Origin of the sequence: Achromobacter xylosoxidans (assembly GCF_001457475.1) — a bacterium.
Taxonomy (GTDB): domain Bacteria; phylum Pseudomonadota; class Gammaproteobacteria; order Burkholderiales; family Burkholderiaceae_B; genus Achromobacter; species Achromobacter xylosoxidans.
The window spans coordinates 1578591-1594232 of record NZ_LN831029.1 but is presented as its reverse complement, the minus strand read 5'-3'; the positions used below and the strand labels follow the sequence as shown (position 1 = coordinate 1594232).

The 15642-nt window shown below is 66.9% G+C and carries 19 protein-coding genes; 3 read left to right on the top strand and 16 right to left on the bottom strand.

Annotation, left to right across the window (positions count from 1 at the left end; translation table 11 throughout):
• Positions 1 to 17 precede the first annotated feature (17 nt).
• The 13 genes from AT699_RS07230 to AT699_RS07170 all read right to left on the bottom strand — a co-directional run bounded on the left by AT699_RS07230 (position 18) and on the right by AT699_RS07170 (position 10900).
• Complete coding sequence (locus AT699_RS07230) at positions 18 to 1439, bottom strand: DegQ family serine endoprotease (RefSeq protein ID WP_370445592.1); 1422 nt, start codon at positions 1437 to 1439, stop codon at positions 18 to 20.
• Positions 1440 to 1548: 109 nt separating this feature from the next.
• The gene (locus AT699_RS07225) at positions 1549 to 2625 is read right to left on the bottom strand and encodes a MucB/RseB C-terminal domain-containing protein (RefSeq protein ID WP_006389294.1); all 1077 of its coding nucleotides are present in this window, start codon (positions 2623 to 2625) and stop codon (positions 1549 to 1551) included.
• Positions 2625 to 3134 (bottom strand): sigma-E factor negative regulatory protein, encoded by a 510-nt coding sequence (locus AT699_RS07220; RefSeq protein WP_006389293.1) that lies wholly within the window; start codon positions 3132 to 3134, stop codon positions 2625 to 2627. The genes AT699_RS07225 and AT699_RS07220 overlap by 1 nt, the downstream gene beginning before the upstream one ends.
• Before the next feature lie 12 nt (positions 3135 to 3146).
• Positions 3147 to 3746: an RNA polymerase sigma factor RpoE gene (gene rpoE / locus AT699_RS07215; protein WP_006389292.1), complete on the bottom strand. Its 600-nt coding sequence runs from the start codon at positions 3744 to 3746 to the stop codon at positions 3147 to 3149.
• On the bottom strand, positions 3743 to 4237 hold the full coding sequence (locus tag AT699_RS07210; RefSeq protein WP_006389291.1) for a hypothetical protein: 495 nt from the start codon (positions 4235 to 4237) through the stop codon (positions 3743 to 3745). The genes rpoE and AT699_RS07210 overlap by 4 nt, the downstream gene beginning before the upstream one ends.
• 1 nt (position 4238) lies before the next feature.
• Complete coding sequence (gene fabF / locus AT699_RS07205) at positions 4239 to 5468, bottom strand: beta-ketoacyl-ACP synthase II (RefSeq protein ID WP_020924694.1); 1230 nt, start codon at positions 5466 to 5468, stop codon at positions 4239 to 4241.
• A 189-nt stretch (positions 5469 to 5657) separates the two neighbouring features.
• A complete protein-coding gene (gene acpP, locus AT699_RS07200; protein WP_005012191.1) occupies positions 5658 to 5897 on the bottom strand; it encodes an acyl carrier protein in 240 nt (79 codons plus the stop codon).
• 216 nt (positions 5898 to 6113) lie between these two features.
• Entirely contained in the window at positions 6114 to 6866 is a 753-nt protein-coding gene (gene fabG, locus AT699_RS07195) for a 3-oxoacyl-ACP reductase FabG (RefSeq protein ID WP_024068104.1), read from the bottom strand.
• Positions 6867 to 6870: 4 nt separating this feature from the next.
• Positions 6871 to 7806 carry an ACP S-malonyltransferase gene (fabD, locus tag AT699_RS07190; protein ID WP_026382572.1) on the bottom strand — a complete coding sequence of 312 codons (936 nt, stop codon included), beginning with the start codon at positions 7804 to 7806 and terminating at the stop codon, positions 6871 to 6873.
• A gap of 89 nt (positions 7807 to 7895) precedes the next feature.
• Positions 7896 to 8882 carry a beta-ketoacyl-ACP synthase III gene (locus AT699_RS07185; protein WP_020924696.1) on the bottom strand — a complete coding sequence of 329 codons (987 nt, stop codon included), beginning with the start codon at positions 8880 to 8882 and terminating at the stop codon, positions 7896 to 7898.
• Positions 8882 to 9949 (bottom strand): phosphate acyltransferase PlsX, encoded by a 1068-nt coding sequence (gene plsX / locus AT699_RS07180; protein ID WP_026382573.1) that lies wholly within the window; start codon positions 9947 to 9949, stop codon positions 8882 to 8884. Before plsX ends, AT699_RS07185 begins: the two co-directional genes overlap by 1 nt.
• 59 nt (positions 9950 to 10008) lie before the next feature.
• Positions 10009 to 10191 carry a 50S ribosomal protein L32 gene (gene rpmF / locus AT699_RS07175; protein WP_006389284.1) on the bottom strand — a complete coding sequence of 61 codons (183 nt, stop codon included), beginning with the start codon at positions 10189 to 10191 and terminating at the stop codon, positions 10009 to 10011.
• 52 nt (positions 10192 to 10243) lie between these two features.
• Positions 10244 to 10900 carry a YceD family protein gene (locus tag AT699_RS07170; RefSeq protein ID WP_024068103.1) on the bottom strand — a complete coding sequence of 219 codons (657 nt, stop codon included), beginning with the start codon at positions 10898 to 10900 and terminating at the stop codon, positions 10244 to 10246.
• Between the two features lie 140 nt (positions 10901 to 11040).
• Between AT699_RS07170 and AT699_RS07165 the strand changes: the two genes are divergently transcribed.
• From AT699_RS07165 to AT699_RS07155, 3 genes are read left to right on the top strand one after another with little or no spacing between them, the layout of a single operon-like run.
• The gene (locus AT699_RS07165) at positions 11041 to 11643 is read left to right on the top strand and encodes a Maf-like protein (RefSeq protein WP_024068102.1); all 603 of its coding nucleotides are present in this window, start codon (positions 11041 to 11043) and stop codon (positions 11641 to 11643) included.
• A complete protein-coding gene (locus tag AT699_RS07160) occupies positions 11640 to 12350 on the top strand; it encodes an SAM-dependent methyltransferase (protein ID WP_020924700.1) in 711 nt (236 codons plus the stop codon). Before AT699_RS07165 ends, AT699_RS07160 begins: the two co-directional genes overlap by 4 nt.
• A complete protein-coding gene (locus AT699_RS07155; protein ID WP_370445591.1) occupies positions 12347 to 13138 on the top strand; it encodes an N-acetylmuramoyl-L-alanine amidase in 792 nt (263 codons plus the stop codon). The genes AT699_RS07160 and AT699_RS07155 overlap by 4 nt, the downstream gene beginning before the upstream one ends.
• A gap of 54 nt (positions 13139 to 13192) precedes the next feature.
• Here the strand turns inward: AT699_RS07155 and msrQ are convergent, their stop codons facing one another.
• The 3 genes from msrQ to AT699_RS07140 all read right to left on the bottom strand — a co-directional run bounded on the left by msrQ (position 13193) and on the right by AT699_RS07140 (position 15641).
• Entirely contained in the window at positions 13193 to 13846 is a 654-nt protein-coding gene (gene msrQ, locus AT699_RS07150; RefSeq protein WP_058207261.1) for a protein-methionine-sulfoxide reductase heme-binding subunit MsrQ, read from the bottom strand.
• Positions 13843 to 14811, bottom strand: coding sequence for a protein-methionine-sulfoxide reductase catalytic subunit MsrP (gene msrP / locus AT699_RS07145; RefSeq protein ID WP_024068100.1), 969 nt, complete (start codon positions 14809 to 14811; stop codon positions 13843 to 13845). Before msrP ends, msrQ begins: the two co-directional genes overlap by 4 nt.
• Before the next feature lie 164 nt (positions 14812 to 14975).
• Complete coding sequence (locus AT699_RS07140; protein WP_020924704.1) at positions 14976 to 15641, bottom strand: HAD family hydrolase; 666 nt, start codon at positions 15639 to 15641, stop codon at positions 14976 to 14978.
• Position 15642 lies beyond the last annotated feature (1 nt).

Genomic DNA, 15642 nt, shown 5'->3' with positions numbered 1-15642 from the left:
TTAGCCGGTCTTGGGCCTTATTTGCTTGCGGGCACCGCCACCCACTGGGTCTGCTCGCCGCGGCGTACCAGCAGACCGACCGCGCGGCCCTTGTCCAGCTTGCCGACCAGCTCCGCGAACTGTTTGGCGCCGGTGACGTCGGTGTCGTTCAGAGCCAACACAATATCGCCTTCCTGCAGCCCGGCCTTGGCGGCCGCGCCTTCGGCGACCTTGACCTGCACGCCGCCCTTGATACGCAGCTTCTTCTGCACGTCGGCGGGCACGTCCACCACGCCAAGACCCAGCGCATTGGTGACTTCCGGCGCGGGCGTCGCGCCCTTCTTGCCCGGCACCGCCTTGTCCACGGGAATCTCGCCCACCTTGACCGACAGGGTCATCTTCTTGCCCTTGCGCCACACTTCCATGTCGGCGCGCGTGCCCGGCTTGGTTTCACCGACGATGCGGGGCAGATCGGTCCAGCGCTTGATCGGTTCCTTGTTGAAGGTCAGGATCACGTCGCCCGGCTGCACGCCGGCCTGTTCGGCCGGACCATCGACCTCGACACTGCTCACCAGGGCGCCTTCGGCCTTGGGCAGCCCGATGGCCTCGGCCACGTCCTTGCCCACTTCGCCGATCTGGACGCCCACGCGGCCGCGCGTGACCTTGCCGGTGGCGCGCAGCTGGTCCACCACCCGCATCGCCTCGTCGATCGGGATGGCCAGCGAAATACCCATGAAGCCGCCGCTGCGCGAGATGATCTGGGAGTTGATGCCCACCACCTCGCCCGCCAGGTTGATCAGCGGACCGCCCGAATTGCCCGGGTTGACCGCCACGTCCGTCTGGATGAACGGCAGGTATTCGCCCGTATCGCGGCCGATGGCGCTGACGATACCCGACGTGACGGTGGAATCCAGGCCGAACGGCGAGCCGATCGCCAGCACCCACTGGCCCTTCTTGAGCTTCTTGGGATCGCCGATCACCAGCGGCGTCATGTCCTTGGCTTCGATCTTGATCAGCGCCACGTCGGTGCGCTCGTCGGTGCCGATGACCTTGGCCTTGAACTCGCGGCCGTCGGTGAGGGTGACGTAGATGTCGGTTGCGTCGCTGACCACGTGGTTGTTGGTCATGATGTAGCCGTCATCCGAGATGAAGAAACCCGAGCCCACGCCACGCGGCACGGTACGCTCCTCGGGTTGCTGCGGCTGCGGACGCTGGCGCGGACCGGGCGCCTGGCCCGGCGGCTGGAAATCGGGGCCGAAGAACCAGCGGAACAGCTCGGCGGGATCGTTGCCGCCCGGGCCCACTCCGCGGATCGGCACCGTCGCCGTGGTGCGGATGTTCACGACCGCCGGATCGGCCTTCTCGATGATGCTGGTGAAGTCAGGCAGCGCCACCGTCGGAGTCGGCGTGTCGGCCGCCGGGGCCTGCGCCAGGGAGACGGGCGCGAACGCGGCCGACATCAGGAGCCCCGCCGTCGCGGCCGCCAGGAAGCGGCGCAGACCGGGGTTCGACACCATCAATGCTTTCATATGTTGCTCCGAAATCACTTCTTGCCGCGGCGGCCGCGCTTCACTTGGAATCGGCCGCCGGAGCGTTCGTCACGGGTACGTATTCGGTCGCTTCCGCCAATTGTTCCAGCGTCGCCACGGGCACTTCGCCCACGGCCGTCAGCCAGTAGTCGGCGATGCGCGTGCCATACACGGTAATGGAACCGCGCTGCGCCGCGCCAGGCGGAGGATGATGGCCGCGCTGGCTGTCGTAAGGCTCGATGAACACCGAAATGGCCGCCAGTCCATCCGACAGCACCATCTGGTTGACCGTCGCGCCGCGCCCCATCGAGCGCGCCACCTGCATGACCACCACAAAGCCCTTGGGCGCCGGGATGCGCCAACCCTGGGCGCTCAGGTCCACGGACTTCATCGAAGGCTCGAGCACGCGCCAGTCGCGCGTGTTCCAGCGCGACGACAGCGATTGCGGGTCGACGTCGGCTCCCAGGCGCAGGGACGTGAACGACACCTGCTCGACCACGCCGCGGGCGGCATTGAGGGTCTGGGCCTTCAGCAGCAGATTGGTTTCGACATCGGCACAGAGGCGATAGCCATAGCGCAACTTGTCCAGCGGTTCGATAGTGATCAACCGGCATTCGCGCCCGGCGACGCGGTGCAGCGCCGACTCGGTGCGGATCTTGTAGTGTTCGGTCAGGTTGGCGGGATCGCCCAGCAGCAGCCCAGGGAAGCGATCGCCGCGGCGGCGTTCGAGCAACACCGTTTTGCGCTCGGGAATCAGGCACTGCACGTCTTCGTTGTGGCGCAGGTATTCGCGCGGCTGGCCATCGAGGATCTCGAGGCGCTCGCGCTCGCCGGTGCCGTCGACGACGTGCACCAGGCGCGACGACTGGATCGTCTCGCCCTGCTGATACATGAATACGCCGGCGTAGTCCTGCTTGCGCGCAGCCTGCTGGATGCGCGAGAGCAATTGGACCACGTCATCGCCCTGCTGGGCGGGAGCGGCGTCGGCGGCGCGCGCGGGGTCATGCGCGGCCAGAAAAGCGGTCAGAAGCGTAGCGGCGAACCAGCCGGCGCGGTGGGCCTGCCACGAGGCAGCCCTTCCCAGCACCGGCCAACGGGTCGGAAGCACAAGGGCCATCAGCGCCCCGCTCCGACATCGAACGACACCTGGCGCACCGCGCTGGGGCCGGCCATCTGGCGATGGGCCTCCAGGTAGTCGCTCAGGCCCGAAGTGTCGGTGGAGCTGCCCAGGCTGGCGTCGGCCAGCACGCGGGTTTCAGCGCCCGGATTGCCGCCCGCCAGGTAGGGCTGGGCCACCCAGGCCACCGTGGCGACCGCGGCCGCCACCGCCAGGCCGGACAGGCCCAGGCGCAGCGGCGAGCGGCGCCGCGGCGCGGCCACGATCGGCAGCTCGGCATCCAGCGCGCGCGACAGGCGGGCATGGAAACTGGCGCTGGGCGTCAGCGCCAGATCACTGTTGCGCAGGGCATCACCAATGAGGTGATAGGTATCCCAGGTCTGCCGCCCCTCGCGGGTCAACAGGCCGGGAAGAATATCGTCGGTTTCTTCTCCGTCCATCCAGGCGGAAACGGATTCCTCCCAGGAGGACTCCGAGGAAACGACGGACTTGGCTGCTGTAGTCTGCATGACTGCCACTCCTTACCAGCGACGCTCGGCATCGGTGCCTAGCAATGGGCGCAACTTGGTCGCGATGGCCTCTCGCGCACGGAAAATGCGGGAGCGCACCGTACCAATGGGGCAGTCCATGCTCTGGGCGATGTCTTCGTAACTCATACCTTCGATTTCACGCAGGACGATTGCGGTGCGCAGTTCCTCGGGCAATTCCTCGATGGCCGCGTTCACCGTCTCGGCGATCTCGCGGCTGGCAACCATCGACTCCGGCGTGCTTATATCGGTTAGGTTGTCGGTTTCGTTAAAAGTTTCACCGTCTTCCGTTTCTATCGCGTTGGGCGCGCTCGGCCGCCGCCCCTGCGAGGCGAGCCAATTTCGGGCCGTATTGATGGCGATACGATACAACCAGGTATAGAACGCGCTCTCGCCCCGGAACTGGGGCAGGGCCCGATAGGCCTTGATGAACGCTTCCTGGGCCACGTCCTCGATCTCGGCCGGATCGCGGATCATGCGAGCCAGCAGGCGCAGGATCTTGCGCTGGTATTTGAGCACCAGCAGATCGAACGCTTTCTTGTCGCCGCGCTGGACACGGGCGACAAGCTCGGCGTCGACTTCGCGCTCGCTCATGGAGCCTCCCGCAAGCGCACCGCCGCAGGCTCGCGCCGCGCCGCGCCAGCCAATAGGCACAGGCGCCGCCAGCCGTCGGCCGGCAAGGCCGTCTGCCAGACGGTAAAAGTTACTTGTTGGTCGTTAAAGGCCATACTCCCGGAGGGCAAGGGCTGCAGGGTGAGCGTGAGCCATGCCGGTCCGCGTCGCTGATCCACCAGCGACGCTTCCCGCCAGCCGCCCGGCAGGCGTACCTGCCAGCGGCCAGCCCCGGCTGCCGTGCGCAAAGCCGATACCGGGGACGGGCTGAAACGGATCGAGTGTAACAGCCCCGCCGCCAACAGCAATGCGGCCAGTGCGGCGCCGGCCAGCCAGGCCGTGCCGTGCCAGAAAGCCGCGGTCACGATGCTGGCCACCGCGGCGGCCAGCCCCAGGACTGGCAACGCCGCGACGCCGCGCGGCCGCAGGACAGGCACGCCAAACGTCCAGCGCCCCTTGCCCGGGCCTTCCAAATCAGATCCGGCGAACGGCCATGGAGCCGTTGGTGCCGCCGAAGCCGAAGGAGTTGGACAGGCCGACATCGATCTTCATCTGCCGCGCCTCGTTGGCGCAGTAGTCCAGGTCGCATTCCGGATCCTGGTTGAAGATGTTGATGGTCGGAGGCGAGACCTGGTTGTAGACGGCCAGCGTCGTGAACACGGCCTCGATGCCGCCGGCGGCGCCGAGCAGGTGGCCGGTCATGGACTTGGTCGAGTTCACCACCAGCTTCTTGGCGTGGTCGCCGAAAGCCAGCTTCAGCGCATCGGTTTCGTTCTTGTCGCCCAGGGGCGTCGAGGTGCCGTGCGCGTTGACGTACTGGACGTCTTCCAGGTTCAGGCCGCCGTTGCGCAGCGCGTTGAGCACGCCGCGGCGCGGGCCGTCCTTGTCGGGAGCCGTGATGTGATGCGCATCGGAGCTCATGCCGTAGCCCGCGAACTCGCCATAGATGCGCGCGCCACGCTTCTTGGCGTGTTCGTATTCTTCCAGCACCAGCACGCCCGCGCCCTCGCCCAGCACGAAGCCGTCGCGGTCGCGGTCCCAGGGACGCGAGGCCGTCTGAGGATCATCGTTGCGCGTCGACAGCGCGCGCATCGCGGCGAAACCGCCGATGCCCAGCGGCGACACGGTCGATTCGGCGCCACCAGCCACCATGACGTCGGCATCGCCGTACTCGATCAGGCGGGCCGCGTCGCCGATGCAGTGCAGGCCCGTGGTGCAGGCCGATACGACGGCGTAGCTGGGGCCCTTCATGCCGTAGGCGATGGACAGATGGCCGGAGATCAGGTTGATCAGCGAACCCGGCACGAAGAACGGCGAGATGCGGCGCGGACCCTTGGCCATGTATTCGACCTGGGTTTCCTCGATGCGCGGCAGGCCGCCGATGCCCGAGCCGACGATCACGCCGATGCGTTCGGCGTTGGCTTCGGTGACTTCCAGGCCGCTGTCGCGCCAGGCCTGCATCCCGGCAGCCAGGCCGTAATGGATGAAGGTATCCATCTGGCGGGCTTCCTTGGCCGAGATATAGGCGCTGATGTCGAAGTCCTTGACTTCGCCGGCGATGTGGGTGGTGATGGCCGAGGGATCGAAACGGGTGATGCGGCTGATGCCAGAACGTCCGTTGACGATATTGTCCCAAGCGGTGGTCAGGTCGTTGCCGACAGGCGACACGATACCAAGGCCAGTGATGACGACTCGTCGCTTCACGGATGACTCCTCAAACAGACAAAAGAAAGGCGGTTTTCGGGATGCACTGCGCGTGCGGCACACGCAACAGCGGGTCGGGCGTCAATGCCCTTCCCGCGCGTGGACCACACGGCAAATTCCTGAAACCGCCCCGGTTCCCGGTTGGCGCCGAAATCGAATTCGGGGCAACCGGAAGGATATAGGCTGAGCTTACTGCTTACCGTTCGAATTGATGTAATCAATCGCTTGTTGCACGGTCGTGATCTTTTCGGCCTCTTCGTCGGGGATCTCGGTCTCGAATTCGTCTTCGAGCGCCATGACCAGTTCGACCATGTCGAGCGAATCGGCACCGAGGTCGTCAAGGAAGGAGGATTCGTTCTTGATCTCGGCTTCGTTCACGCCAAGTTGTTCAGCGACGATCTTCTTGACGCGCTGTTCGATGCTTTCCATGCAGATCTCCAAATGGGAAAAATCCCGCGAATTATAGCCAAGCGCAGAGTACTGCAAACGCCAGGCCGTGACAAAAATAACACCGCACACTTTGATCTGTCGCCCACGGGGCGCAGGAGTGCCGATATGCGGCGTTTCCGGATGAAGCGCGCGTTGCCCCGCGCCGGAAAGCCCGGCTGCGGCGCGGCGGCCTGGGCCGCCCACGCGCTTCGTGACTTATTGCATGTACATCCCGCCGTTGACGTGCAGGGTGGTGCCGGTAATGTAACCCGCCTGCGGCCCGGACAAAAAGGCCACCGCATGGGCGATATCCGTCGGCGAACCCAGGCGGCCCAGCGGAATCTGCTGCAGTAGCGCCGCCGTCTGGCTCTCGCCCAGGGCGCGCGTCATGTCGGTATCGATGAAGCCGGGCGCCACGCAATTGACGGTGATGTTGCGGCTGCCCAGCTCACGCGCCAGCGCGCGCGACATGCCCGCCACGCCGGCCTTGGCCGCGGCGTAGTTGGCCTGGCCGGGATTGCCGCTCGAGCCTACCACGGAGGTGACGTTGATGATGCGTCCCCAGCGGGCCTTCATCATGTTGCGCAGCACCGCGCGCGAGAGGCGGAAAACCGACGCCAGGTTGGTGTCGATGACGGCGGACCAATCGTCGTCTTTCATGCGCATTGCCAGCGTATCGCGGGTGATGCCTGCATTATTGACGAGGATATGGGGGCCACCGCCTTCTTTGCCGAGCGCGTCGATCAAGGCGTCGCAGGCTTCGGCATTGGTCACGTCCAGCACCACGCCACGGCCGCCGAACGGGGCCAGCGCCTCGGTGATGGCGGCAGCGCCGGATTCCGACGTGGCGGTGCCGATGACAACCGCGCCGCGCGCGGCCAGTTCCTGCGCAATGGCGCGGCCAATGCCGCGCGTGGCGCCCGTGACCAGGGCGATCTTGCCCTGCAGTTCGATCGAGGTGTTTTCCATGGTCTTAGTTTCCGTTGACCGCGGCCAGCGCGGCTTCGAGCGAGGCCGGATCCGTGATGGCCAGGCCGGTGAGCTCGGGGTCGATACGCTTGGTCAGGCCGGTCAGGACCTTGCCCGGACCGCACTCGATGACGTGGGTCACTCCCTGGGCCTTCATGGCGCGCAGCGTTTCGACCCAACGCACAGGATGCCACGCCTGGCGCACCAGCGCATCCCGGATTGCCCCGGGTTCGGTCGGGGCGGCGACATCGACGTTGTTGATGACGGGCATCTGCGGCGCCGCCACCGTCACCGCGGCCAGCGCGCCGGCCAGCACGTCGGCGGCGGGCTTGAGCAGGCTGGAATGGAACGGCGCCGACACCGGCAGCAGCAGCGCGCGCTTGGCGCCGGCGGCCTTGGCCAGCTCGCAGGCGCGCTCGACGGCGGCCTTGTGGCCGGCGATCACGACTTGCGCCGGCGCATTGAAGTTGACCGCTTCGACCACTTCACCCTGGGCCGCCGAGGCGCAGGCAGCGCGCACGGCGTCATCGTCCAGGCCGAGGATGGCGGCCATGGCGCCAGTGCCGACCGGCACGGCGGCCTGCATGGCGTCGGCGCGCACGCGCACCAGGCGCACGGCATCTTCGAGCGCCAGCGAGCCGGCGGCCGTCAGCGCGGCGTACTCGCCCAGACTGTGGCCGGCGACGACATCGGGATTACGGCCGCCCGCCGCGCGCCAGGCCGCGAAGAACGCGGCGCCGGCCGTCAGCATGGCGGGCTGGGTGTTGGTGGTCAGGTTGAGCTGTTCGGTGGGGCCCTGCGCGATCAGCGCACCCAGGTCCTGGCCCAGCGCCTGCGAGGCGCGCGCCACGGTGTCGGTCACGGCAGCGACGTCGGCCCAGGCATCGAGCATGCCGACTGCTTGCGAACCCTGGCCGGGGAAGACAAAAGCGATTTTCATGATTGACCGTGTGGATTGATTCTGAGTCTGTGGAATGTCGAGCGTGCCATCCGGCAGGCGCGGCACTCCGCGCCATGCCGGACTCGCCCTTACATGCGGGCCAGTACCGAACCCCAGGTGAATCCGCCGCCCACGCCCTGCATCAGGACCAATTGGCCGGCCTTGACGCGGCCATCACGGCGCGCGGCGTCCAGCGCCAGCGGCACGCTGGCCGCGGAGGTGTTGGCGTGGCTGTCGACGGTGATGACAACCTTCTCGACCGGCACGGCAAGCTTGCGCGCCAGGAAATTCAGGATGCGGACGTTGGCCTGGTGCGGGATCAACCAATCGACATCGGCGATCTCGATCCCGGCTTCCGCGCAAGTATCACGGGCCGAGCGGTCCAGCACCGTGACGGCCTGCTTGAACACCGCCTGGCCGTCCATGCGCAGGAACGGATCGCCGGTGACGTCACCATAGGCCACGTTGCCCGCGGCGCTGAGGATCTTCATCTGGCTGCCATCGGCATGCAGCTGCGCGGCCATGATGCCGGGCTTGTCGGAAGCCTTGAGCACCACCGCGCCGGCGCCGTCGCCGAACAGCACGCAGGTGCTGCGGTCGTTCCAGTCGAGGATGCGCGAAAACACTTCGGCGCCGATCACCAGCGCGCAACGCGCGCGGCCGGCGCGGATGAAGCTGTCGGCGGTGGTCAGGGCGTAGACGAAACCGCTGCACACGGCCTGCACGTCGAAGGCCGCGGAGCCCTTGGCGCCCAGGTTGGCCTGCACCAGGCAGGCGGTGCTGGGGAACACGAAATCGGGCGTGGAGGTGGCCAGCACGATCAGATCGACCTCGGACGCGTCGACACCGGCATCGGCCAACGCGCGGCGCGCGGCCTCGGTGGCCAACTGGCTGGTGGTCACGCCGCGCTCGGCCAGGTGGCGCTGGCGGATGCCGGTGCGTTCGACGATCCACTCGTCGGACGTGGCGATATCGCGCGTCGCCAGTTCGGCCGCCAGGGCGTCATTCGAAACCACGCGTTCCGGCAGGAAGCTGCCGGTGCCCGCGATCGCGGAATATTTCATTGCGGTATCCATCAAGCGGTGTCCCCAGCCGCGCCCGGTTCGAGCGCCGAAACACCCGAAGCCGACTGGACGCGCTGGTTGATCTGCGCCACCGTCTGAGCGGTGCGCTCCAGCAGTTTACTCACCACGGCCTCGCGGGCCCGTTGCAAGGCGAAGCCGAAAGCGTAGGCATCGGCCGAACCGTGGCTCTTGATGACCACGCCACGCAAGCCCAGCAGCGCCGCGCCGTTGTAGCGACGGTTATCGACGCGATTGCGCAGGCGGTTGAGCACCGGCTTGGCCAGGGCGCCGACCAGCAGCGTGATCAGGTTGCGTTTGAACTCTTCGCGGATGACGCTGGACAACATCTTGGCCAGTCCTTCCACGGACTTGAGCACGACGTTGCCGACGAAACCGTCGCAGACGACGACGTCGACCGTGCCCTTGAAAATGTCATTGCCTTCCACGTTGCCGTAGAAGTTCAGCGGGCTGGCGCGCAGGAGCTCGGCGGCTTCCTTGACGACCTCGTTGCCCTTGATGACTTCTTCGCCGATGTTGAGCAGCCCCACAGTGGGGCTGTCGCGATGGTCCACCGCCTGCGACAGCGCGGCGCCCATGATGGCGAATTGCAGCAGGTGCTCGGCCGTGCAGTCCACGTTCGCGCCCAGGTCCAGCACCGTGGTGGCGCGGCCCGTCTGGTTCGGAATGGACGTGGCGATCGCGGGGCGGTCTATGCCGTCCAGCGTCTTGAGCACATAGCGGGAAATGGCCATCCATGCGCCGGTGTTGCCGGCGGAAACGCAGGCGTCGGCGCGCCCGTCCTTGACGGACTGGGCGGCCAGGCGCATGGAGGAGTCTTTTTTGCGGCGCAGGGCGACCTCGACCGGGTCGTCCATGGTGACGACTTCGGAAGCCGCCACGATCTCGAAGCGATCACGCTCGACGCCGCGATGCTCGGAGAGCGCCGCTTCGATAGCGTCCGGAAGCCCGACCAGCAACAGCCGGGTGTCCGGAAATTGCCGGGCGAACTCGATCGCAGCCGGAATCGTGACGGGCAGACCGAAGTCTCCGCCCATACAGTCTATGGCGATGCGTATCACGGGTGCCAGGTATCAGCGCTCAGCCGAAATGGTCCGAGTACGAGTTCGGCCCGGGGGCCTTATTCGTCGGCCTTGGTCTTCAGGACCTTGCGGCCACGGTAGAAGCCGTTGGGGCTGATGTGGTGACGCAGGTGCGTTTCGCCCGTGGTGGGTTCGATCGCGGTCGACGGATTCACCAGAAAATCGTGCGAGCGGTGCATACCGCGCTTGGACGGGGACTTCTTGTTTTGTTGAACGGCCATGATGACTCCTAGAAACGGGGCGCATTGTACGCGATGCGGCCCGATGTTGATCTCAATCTTTGTGCTTCAGTTGTTCCAGCACCGCAAACGGCGACGGACGCTTGACAACGGGCTCTTGGGAAGCCTCGCTGTCCTTGGCCTGCGCGCCCGGGCATACATCATGCTTGGGCACATACGGAACGCTCAGAATGAGCTCATCCTCGATCTGGGCCAACAGATCGAAGTGATGCGAACCCACCACCTTTTCAGGCTGGTTGGACACAAAACCATTTCCTGCGTTTCCTGCCTCGCCGTCCTCGTCCTCGTCGTCGAAACCCGCGGCGTGATCGCCGGAGGCAAAGCCGTCGTCGAGGTCGGCTTCGGACTTGACCAGTTGCAGCAGGACCTCGCTGTCCACCGGATAGGCGAACGGCTCATTGCACCGCTGACACACCACGACCGGATTCGCCCGCACATGTATGCGCAGGAGCGGCTGACCTTGCAGCAGCCCGGCCTTGCCCATCTCGCCGCGCACGGACCACGTCACAAGGCCGGCCTCACCCGCCGGTTGCTCGGGAAGTCCGTCAACCGCGCGCGTCAACCGCACAAGAGGTATGGTGCCTTGCGCTTCCTTGCCCGAATGGGCGAATGCGAATGCGTCGATGGGCTTGATGTTCTGTCCTTTCGCACGAGGCCGCCGGAAATGCGCATTCGCGCACAACCCGCACATCCCGTGCATTCGCGGCCATCCCAGGGCGCCAAACCGATGACTGACGCGGGGTGCGCCCCGCCCAAAAGTCATGCTGCCCTGCAAAAATGCCGCAAAACGTTAGATAATACTGTGACTTACGTCCCAGCGTCAAATATCGAATGCCCTCACAACCCAGCCTGATCCTCGCCTCCAGCTCGCGCTACCGCAAAGAACTGCTCACCCGCCTGCGCCTGCCCTTCACCGCCATTTCGCCCGATGTGGACGAAACGCCACAGCAAGGCGAATCACCCGAAGCGCTGGCGCTGCGCCTGTCGGTGGCCAAGGCCATGGCGGTGGCCGGCGGGCATCCCGGCAGCGTCGTCATCGGGTCGGATCAGGTTGCCACGGTGGACGGCCAACCCATTGGCAAGCCTGGCGATTTTACGCGCGCCCAGGCGCAATTGCGCGCACTTTCCGGGCAGATCGTGGAATTTCACAGCGCGTTGGCGGTGACTGACGGCCTCCGAGTGGAAAAAGCCGATATCGTGACGCGGTGCAGATTCCGGCGCCTGAGCGACCAGGCCATCGACGCCTACCTACGCGCCGAGGAACCCTACGATACCGCAGGCAGCGCCAAGGCGGAAAGCCTGGGCATCGCCCTGATGGAGAGCATCCAGAGCGATGACCCCACCGCCATCATCGGCCTGCCGCTGATCGCCCTGACCCGGATGCTGGCCGGCTTCGGCCTGGACCCCCTGACGGCGCCCGGAGCGGCCGCATGAGTGGCTCGCTGCACCTGATTCCCGTGGGGCTGGGCGACGCCGCCCCCGAAAGCTGGCTGCCCGCCGACGCGCGCGAGCGGGCCGGCAGCCTGGACACCTACATCGCCGAAAACGCCAAGACGGCGCGGGCCTTCCTCAAGCAGGTCGGCACCACCCGGCCGCTGCAGGAAATCACCATCCATACTCTGAGCGACAAGACCGACGCCGCCCAGATCGGCGCCTGGCTCGAGCCGGTGCGCCGCGGCGCCGACATCGGCCTGGTATCCGAGGCCGGCTGCCCGGCGGTCGCCGACCCTGGCGCCAAGGTGGTGGACGCCGCCCACCGGCTCGGCATCACCGTCAAACCCTGGGTCGGCCCCTCCTCCATCCTGCTGGGCCTGATGGCCAGCGGGCTGGACGGCCAGCGCTTCGCCTTCCACGGCTACGCGCCGGTGGACGCCGGCGAGCGCGCCAGGCAGCTCAAGGCGTGGGAACAGCACTCCGCGCGGCACAACCAGACGCAACTGCTGATCGAGACCCCCTACCGCAACGCCGCCATGTTCGCCACATTGCTGGCCAGCCTGAAGGGCGACACCAAGCTGTGCGTGGCGCGCGCGCTGACCACCGCCGACGAATGGATCGTCACCCGCACCATCGCCGACTGGAAGAAGCAGCCCGCCCCGCAGCTGGACAAGATGCCCACCCTGTTCCTGTACCTGGCGCGCTGACGATGATCCGATCTGCAGCGGTATTGCTGGCCCTGGCGGCCCTGGCCGGTTGCGCCCAGCGCGGCCCCGCGGGCCTGGACCTGGACACCTCCATCACCGCGGCCAGCCAGAGCAGCCGGGTGCGCTTCGTGGTCCTGCACTACACCTCGACCGACGACGCGCTGTCGATGAAGCTGCTGTCGCAGGGCAAGGTCAGCGCCCATTACCTGATCGATACGCCCGGCCGCGCCTACCGGCTGGTCGATGAGTCCCGCGCCGCCTGGCACGCCGGCGAAAGCGCCTGGTACGGCCTGAACGCCATGAACAGCACGTCGGTCGGCATCGAGATCGTCAACCCCGGCTGGACCGACGGCGATGACGGCAAACCGCAATGGCATGCCTACGGCGACCGCCAGATCCGGGCGCTGACCATCCTGCTGCGCGACATCATCCAGCGCCACGGCATCGCGCCCCGGAACGTGGTCGGCCACAGCGATATCGCGCCCCAGCGCAAGGTCGATCCCGGCCCGCTGTTCCCCTGGAAGCAACTGGCCGCGGCGGGCATCGGCCGCTGGTACGACGAAGCCGGCGCCGCCGCGCACCTGGCACGGCTGCAGGCCCAGGGCACGCCCGACGTGGCCTGGTTCCAGCAGCAACTGCAACGCCTGGGCTACACCAGCCCGCAAACCGGCACCCTGGACCGCGCCACCATCAATGTGCTGGCGGCCTTCCAGATGCACTATCGGCCCGCCCTGCACGACGGCCAGCCCGACGCGGAGACCGCGGCGATCATGCTTGCCATGCTGTAGCCCGACGCCCCGGGCGGTGACCGCGAAAGACACGGCACGCCCGACGAGATGGGTTCACCCCGGGCGGCGGCGCCACCAGGCGACCAGCCGCCACCCCAGCAGCAGCGCCAGCACCGAGGCATAGAGGATCGGCTGCGACAGGTCGTTCTTGCCGGCCTTGTGCCACCAGTAATGCAACACCGCCAGCAGGCCGATGAGATAGATGGCGCGATGCAATTGCTGCCAGCGCCTGCCCAGCTTGCGCATGGCCCACTGGGTGGAGGTGGCCGCCAGCGCCGCCATCAGCACGAAAGCGGCGAAGCCCACCGTGATGAAGGGCCGCTCGCCAATATCCTGCAGCATGGCGACGGGATCGAGACCACGGTCCCACCAGACCCAGGCCATGAAGTGCATGGCGCCATAGAAGAAGGCGAACAGGCCGCACATGCGGCGCACGCGCACCAGCGCCGGCTGCCCGGTCAAGCGCCGCAAGGGCGTGATCGCCAGCGTCACGAGCAGGCACACCAGCGTCCAGGTGCCCGACGAACGGGTCAGGAATTCAACCGGGTTGGCGGTCAGGCCGTTGGAAAAACCCAGCCAGATCCAGCGCGCGAACGGCGCCAGGCCCAACAGGAACAGCCAGGGCTTGGCGCGCCCCACGGCCCGCGCCGACCATTGCGGCTTGCACGCCGCGGCCGCGGCCGCGCCATCGGCCACCGGCGGCTTCAATAGTTGGCCTTCAGGTCCATGCCCTGGTAGAGCGACGCGACCTGCTCGGCATAACCGTTGAACATCAAGGTCTTGCGCTTGGGCGAGAACAGGCCGTCCTCGCCGATGCGGCGCTCGGTGGCCTGGCTCCAGCGCGGATGCGGCACGGTCGGGTTGACGTTGGCATAGAAGCCGTATTCCTGCGGCGCGGCCTTGATCCACGACGATACCGGCTGCTTTTCCACCAAACGGATCTTGACCAGCGACTTGCCCGACTTGAAGCCGTATTTCCAGGGCACGGCCAGCCGCAGCGGCGCGCCGTTCTGGTTGGGCAGCATCTTGCCGTAGACGCCGAACACCAGCATGGCCAGCGGATGCATGGCCTCGTCGATGCGCAGCCCTTCGACGTAGGGCCAGTCGAGGATGGCGGCGCGCACGCCCGGCATGTTCTCGCGCTGCACGGCGGTCACGAATTCCACGTACTTGGCATTGCCGGTGGGCTCGACCTGCTTGAGCAGCGCCGACAGCGAATAGCCGACCCAGGGAATCACCATGGACCACCCCTCGACGCAGCGCAGCCGGTAGACGCGCTCTTCCATCGGCGCGAGCTTGAGCAGTTCGTCGATATCGAAGGTGCGCGGCTTGCCGACCTCGCCCTCGACGCTGACCGTCCAGGGCCGGGTCTGCAGCTTGCCGGCGTTGGCCGCGGGCTCGCCCTTGTCGACCCCGAATTCATAGTAGTTGTTGTATGACGTGATATCAGCGAAGGACGTCTGTTTGTCCATGACGCTGAACGCCGCATTGGCCTGGCCCGCCAGGACGCCGGCACCGGCGCCCTGGGCGAAGGCGCTGCGCGTCGCCCACCCCGGCAACCCCAGCCCCGCCGCCGTCACGCCGGCGCGCAGGATCAGGTCGCGGCGCGACCGCCAGACCGCTTCGGTCGTGATCTCGGACGGAACGATGTCATCGGGCTTGCGTATCAACATGGGAATCTCCTGGGGGCCGGCGCGGCGAGTCGCGTCGCTGCCGCCCCGCTCAAACCGTGGACGTTTCGCGACCCCATGATATTCCGCCGGCGTAGCCGGCGGCGATCGGTAATAGACCGCCCCGCTCTCCCGGCGTTCCCGCCGGGACGGGACGCCCGCGGCCGTCAGGCAGCGGCCGTCAGGGTCCGGCTGAGCAGCCAGTCGCGCACCAGCGGCACGCTCTCCAGCACCGCTTGCGGGCCACAACCCTCGAGTTCCTTCAGGGTGTGTGCGCCGTAGGTCACGCCCAGGCCGTGCACGCCGGCATTGGTGGCCATCTGCATGTCGTGGGAGGTGTCGCCCACCATCACCACGCGGGCCGGATCGACGTCCAGCTCGCTCATCAACTCGTGCAGCATGGCCGGATGCGGCTTGCTGAAGGTTTCGTCAGCCGTGCGGGTGGCGTCGAACATGGGACCCAGGCCGGTCGCGGCCAGGGCGCGCGTCAGGCCCACGCGGCTCTTGCCGGTGGCCACGGCCAGGCGCACGTCGCGCTCGGCCAGCGCGTTCAACAGCTCGGGAATGCCGTCGAAAAGGCGCAATTCAGGATCGCGCAGCAGGTAGTGGGTGCGGTAGCGCTCGAGAAAGCGCGGCAGCATCGCCTGCGTCAGCTGCGGCACGGCACGGCGCAGCGCGCTTTCCAGCGACAGCCCGATCACCCAGCTGGCGTCGGAGGCCGACGGCACCGGCAGCTCCAGGTCGCGGCATGCGCCCTGGATGGCGGCCACGATGCTGTGCGTGGAATCCATCAGGGTTCCGTCCCAGTCAAAAACGACCAGCGAATACGACATA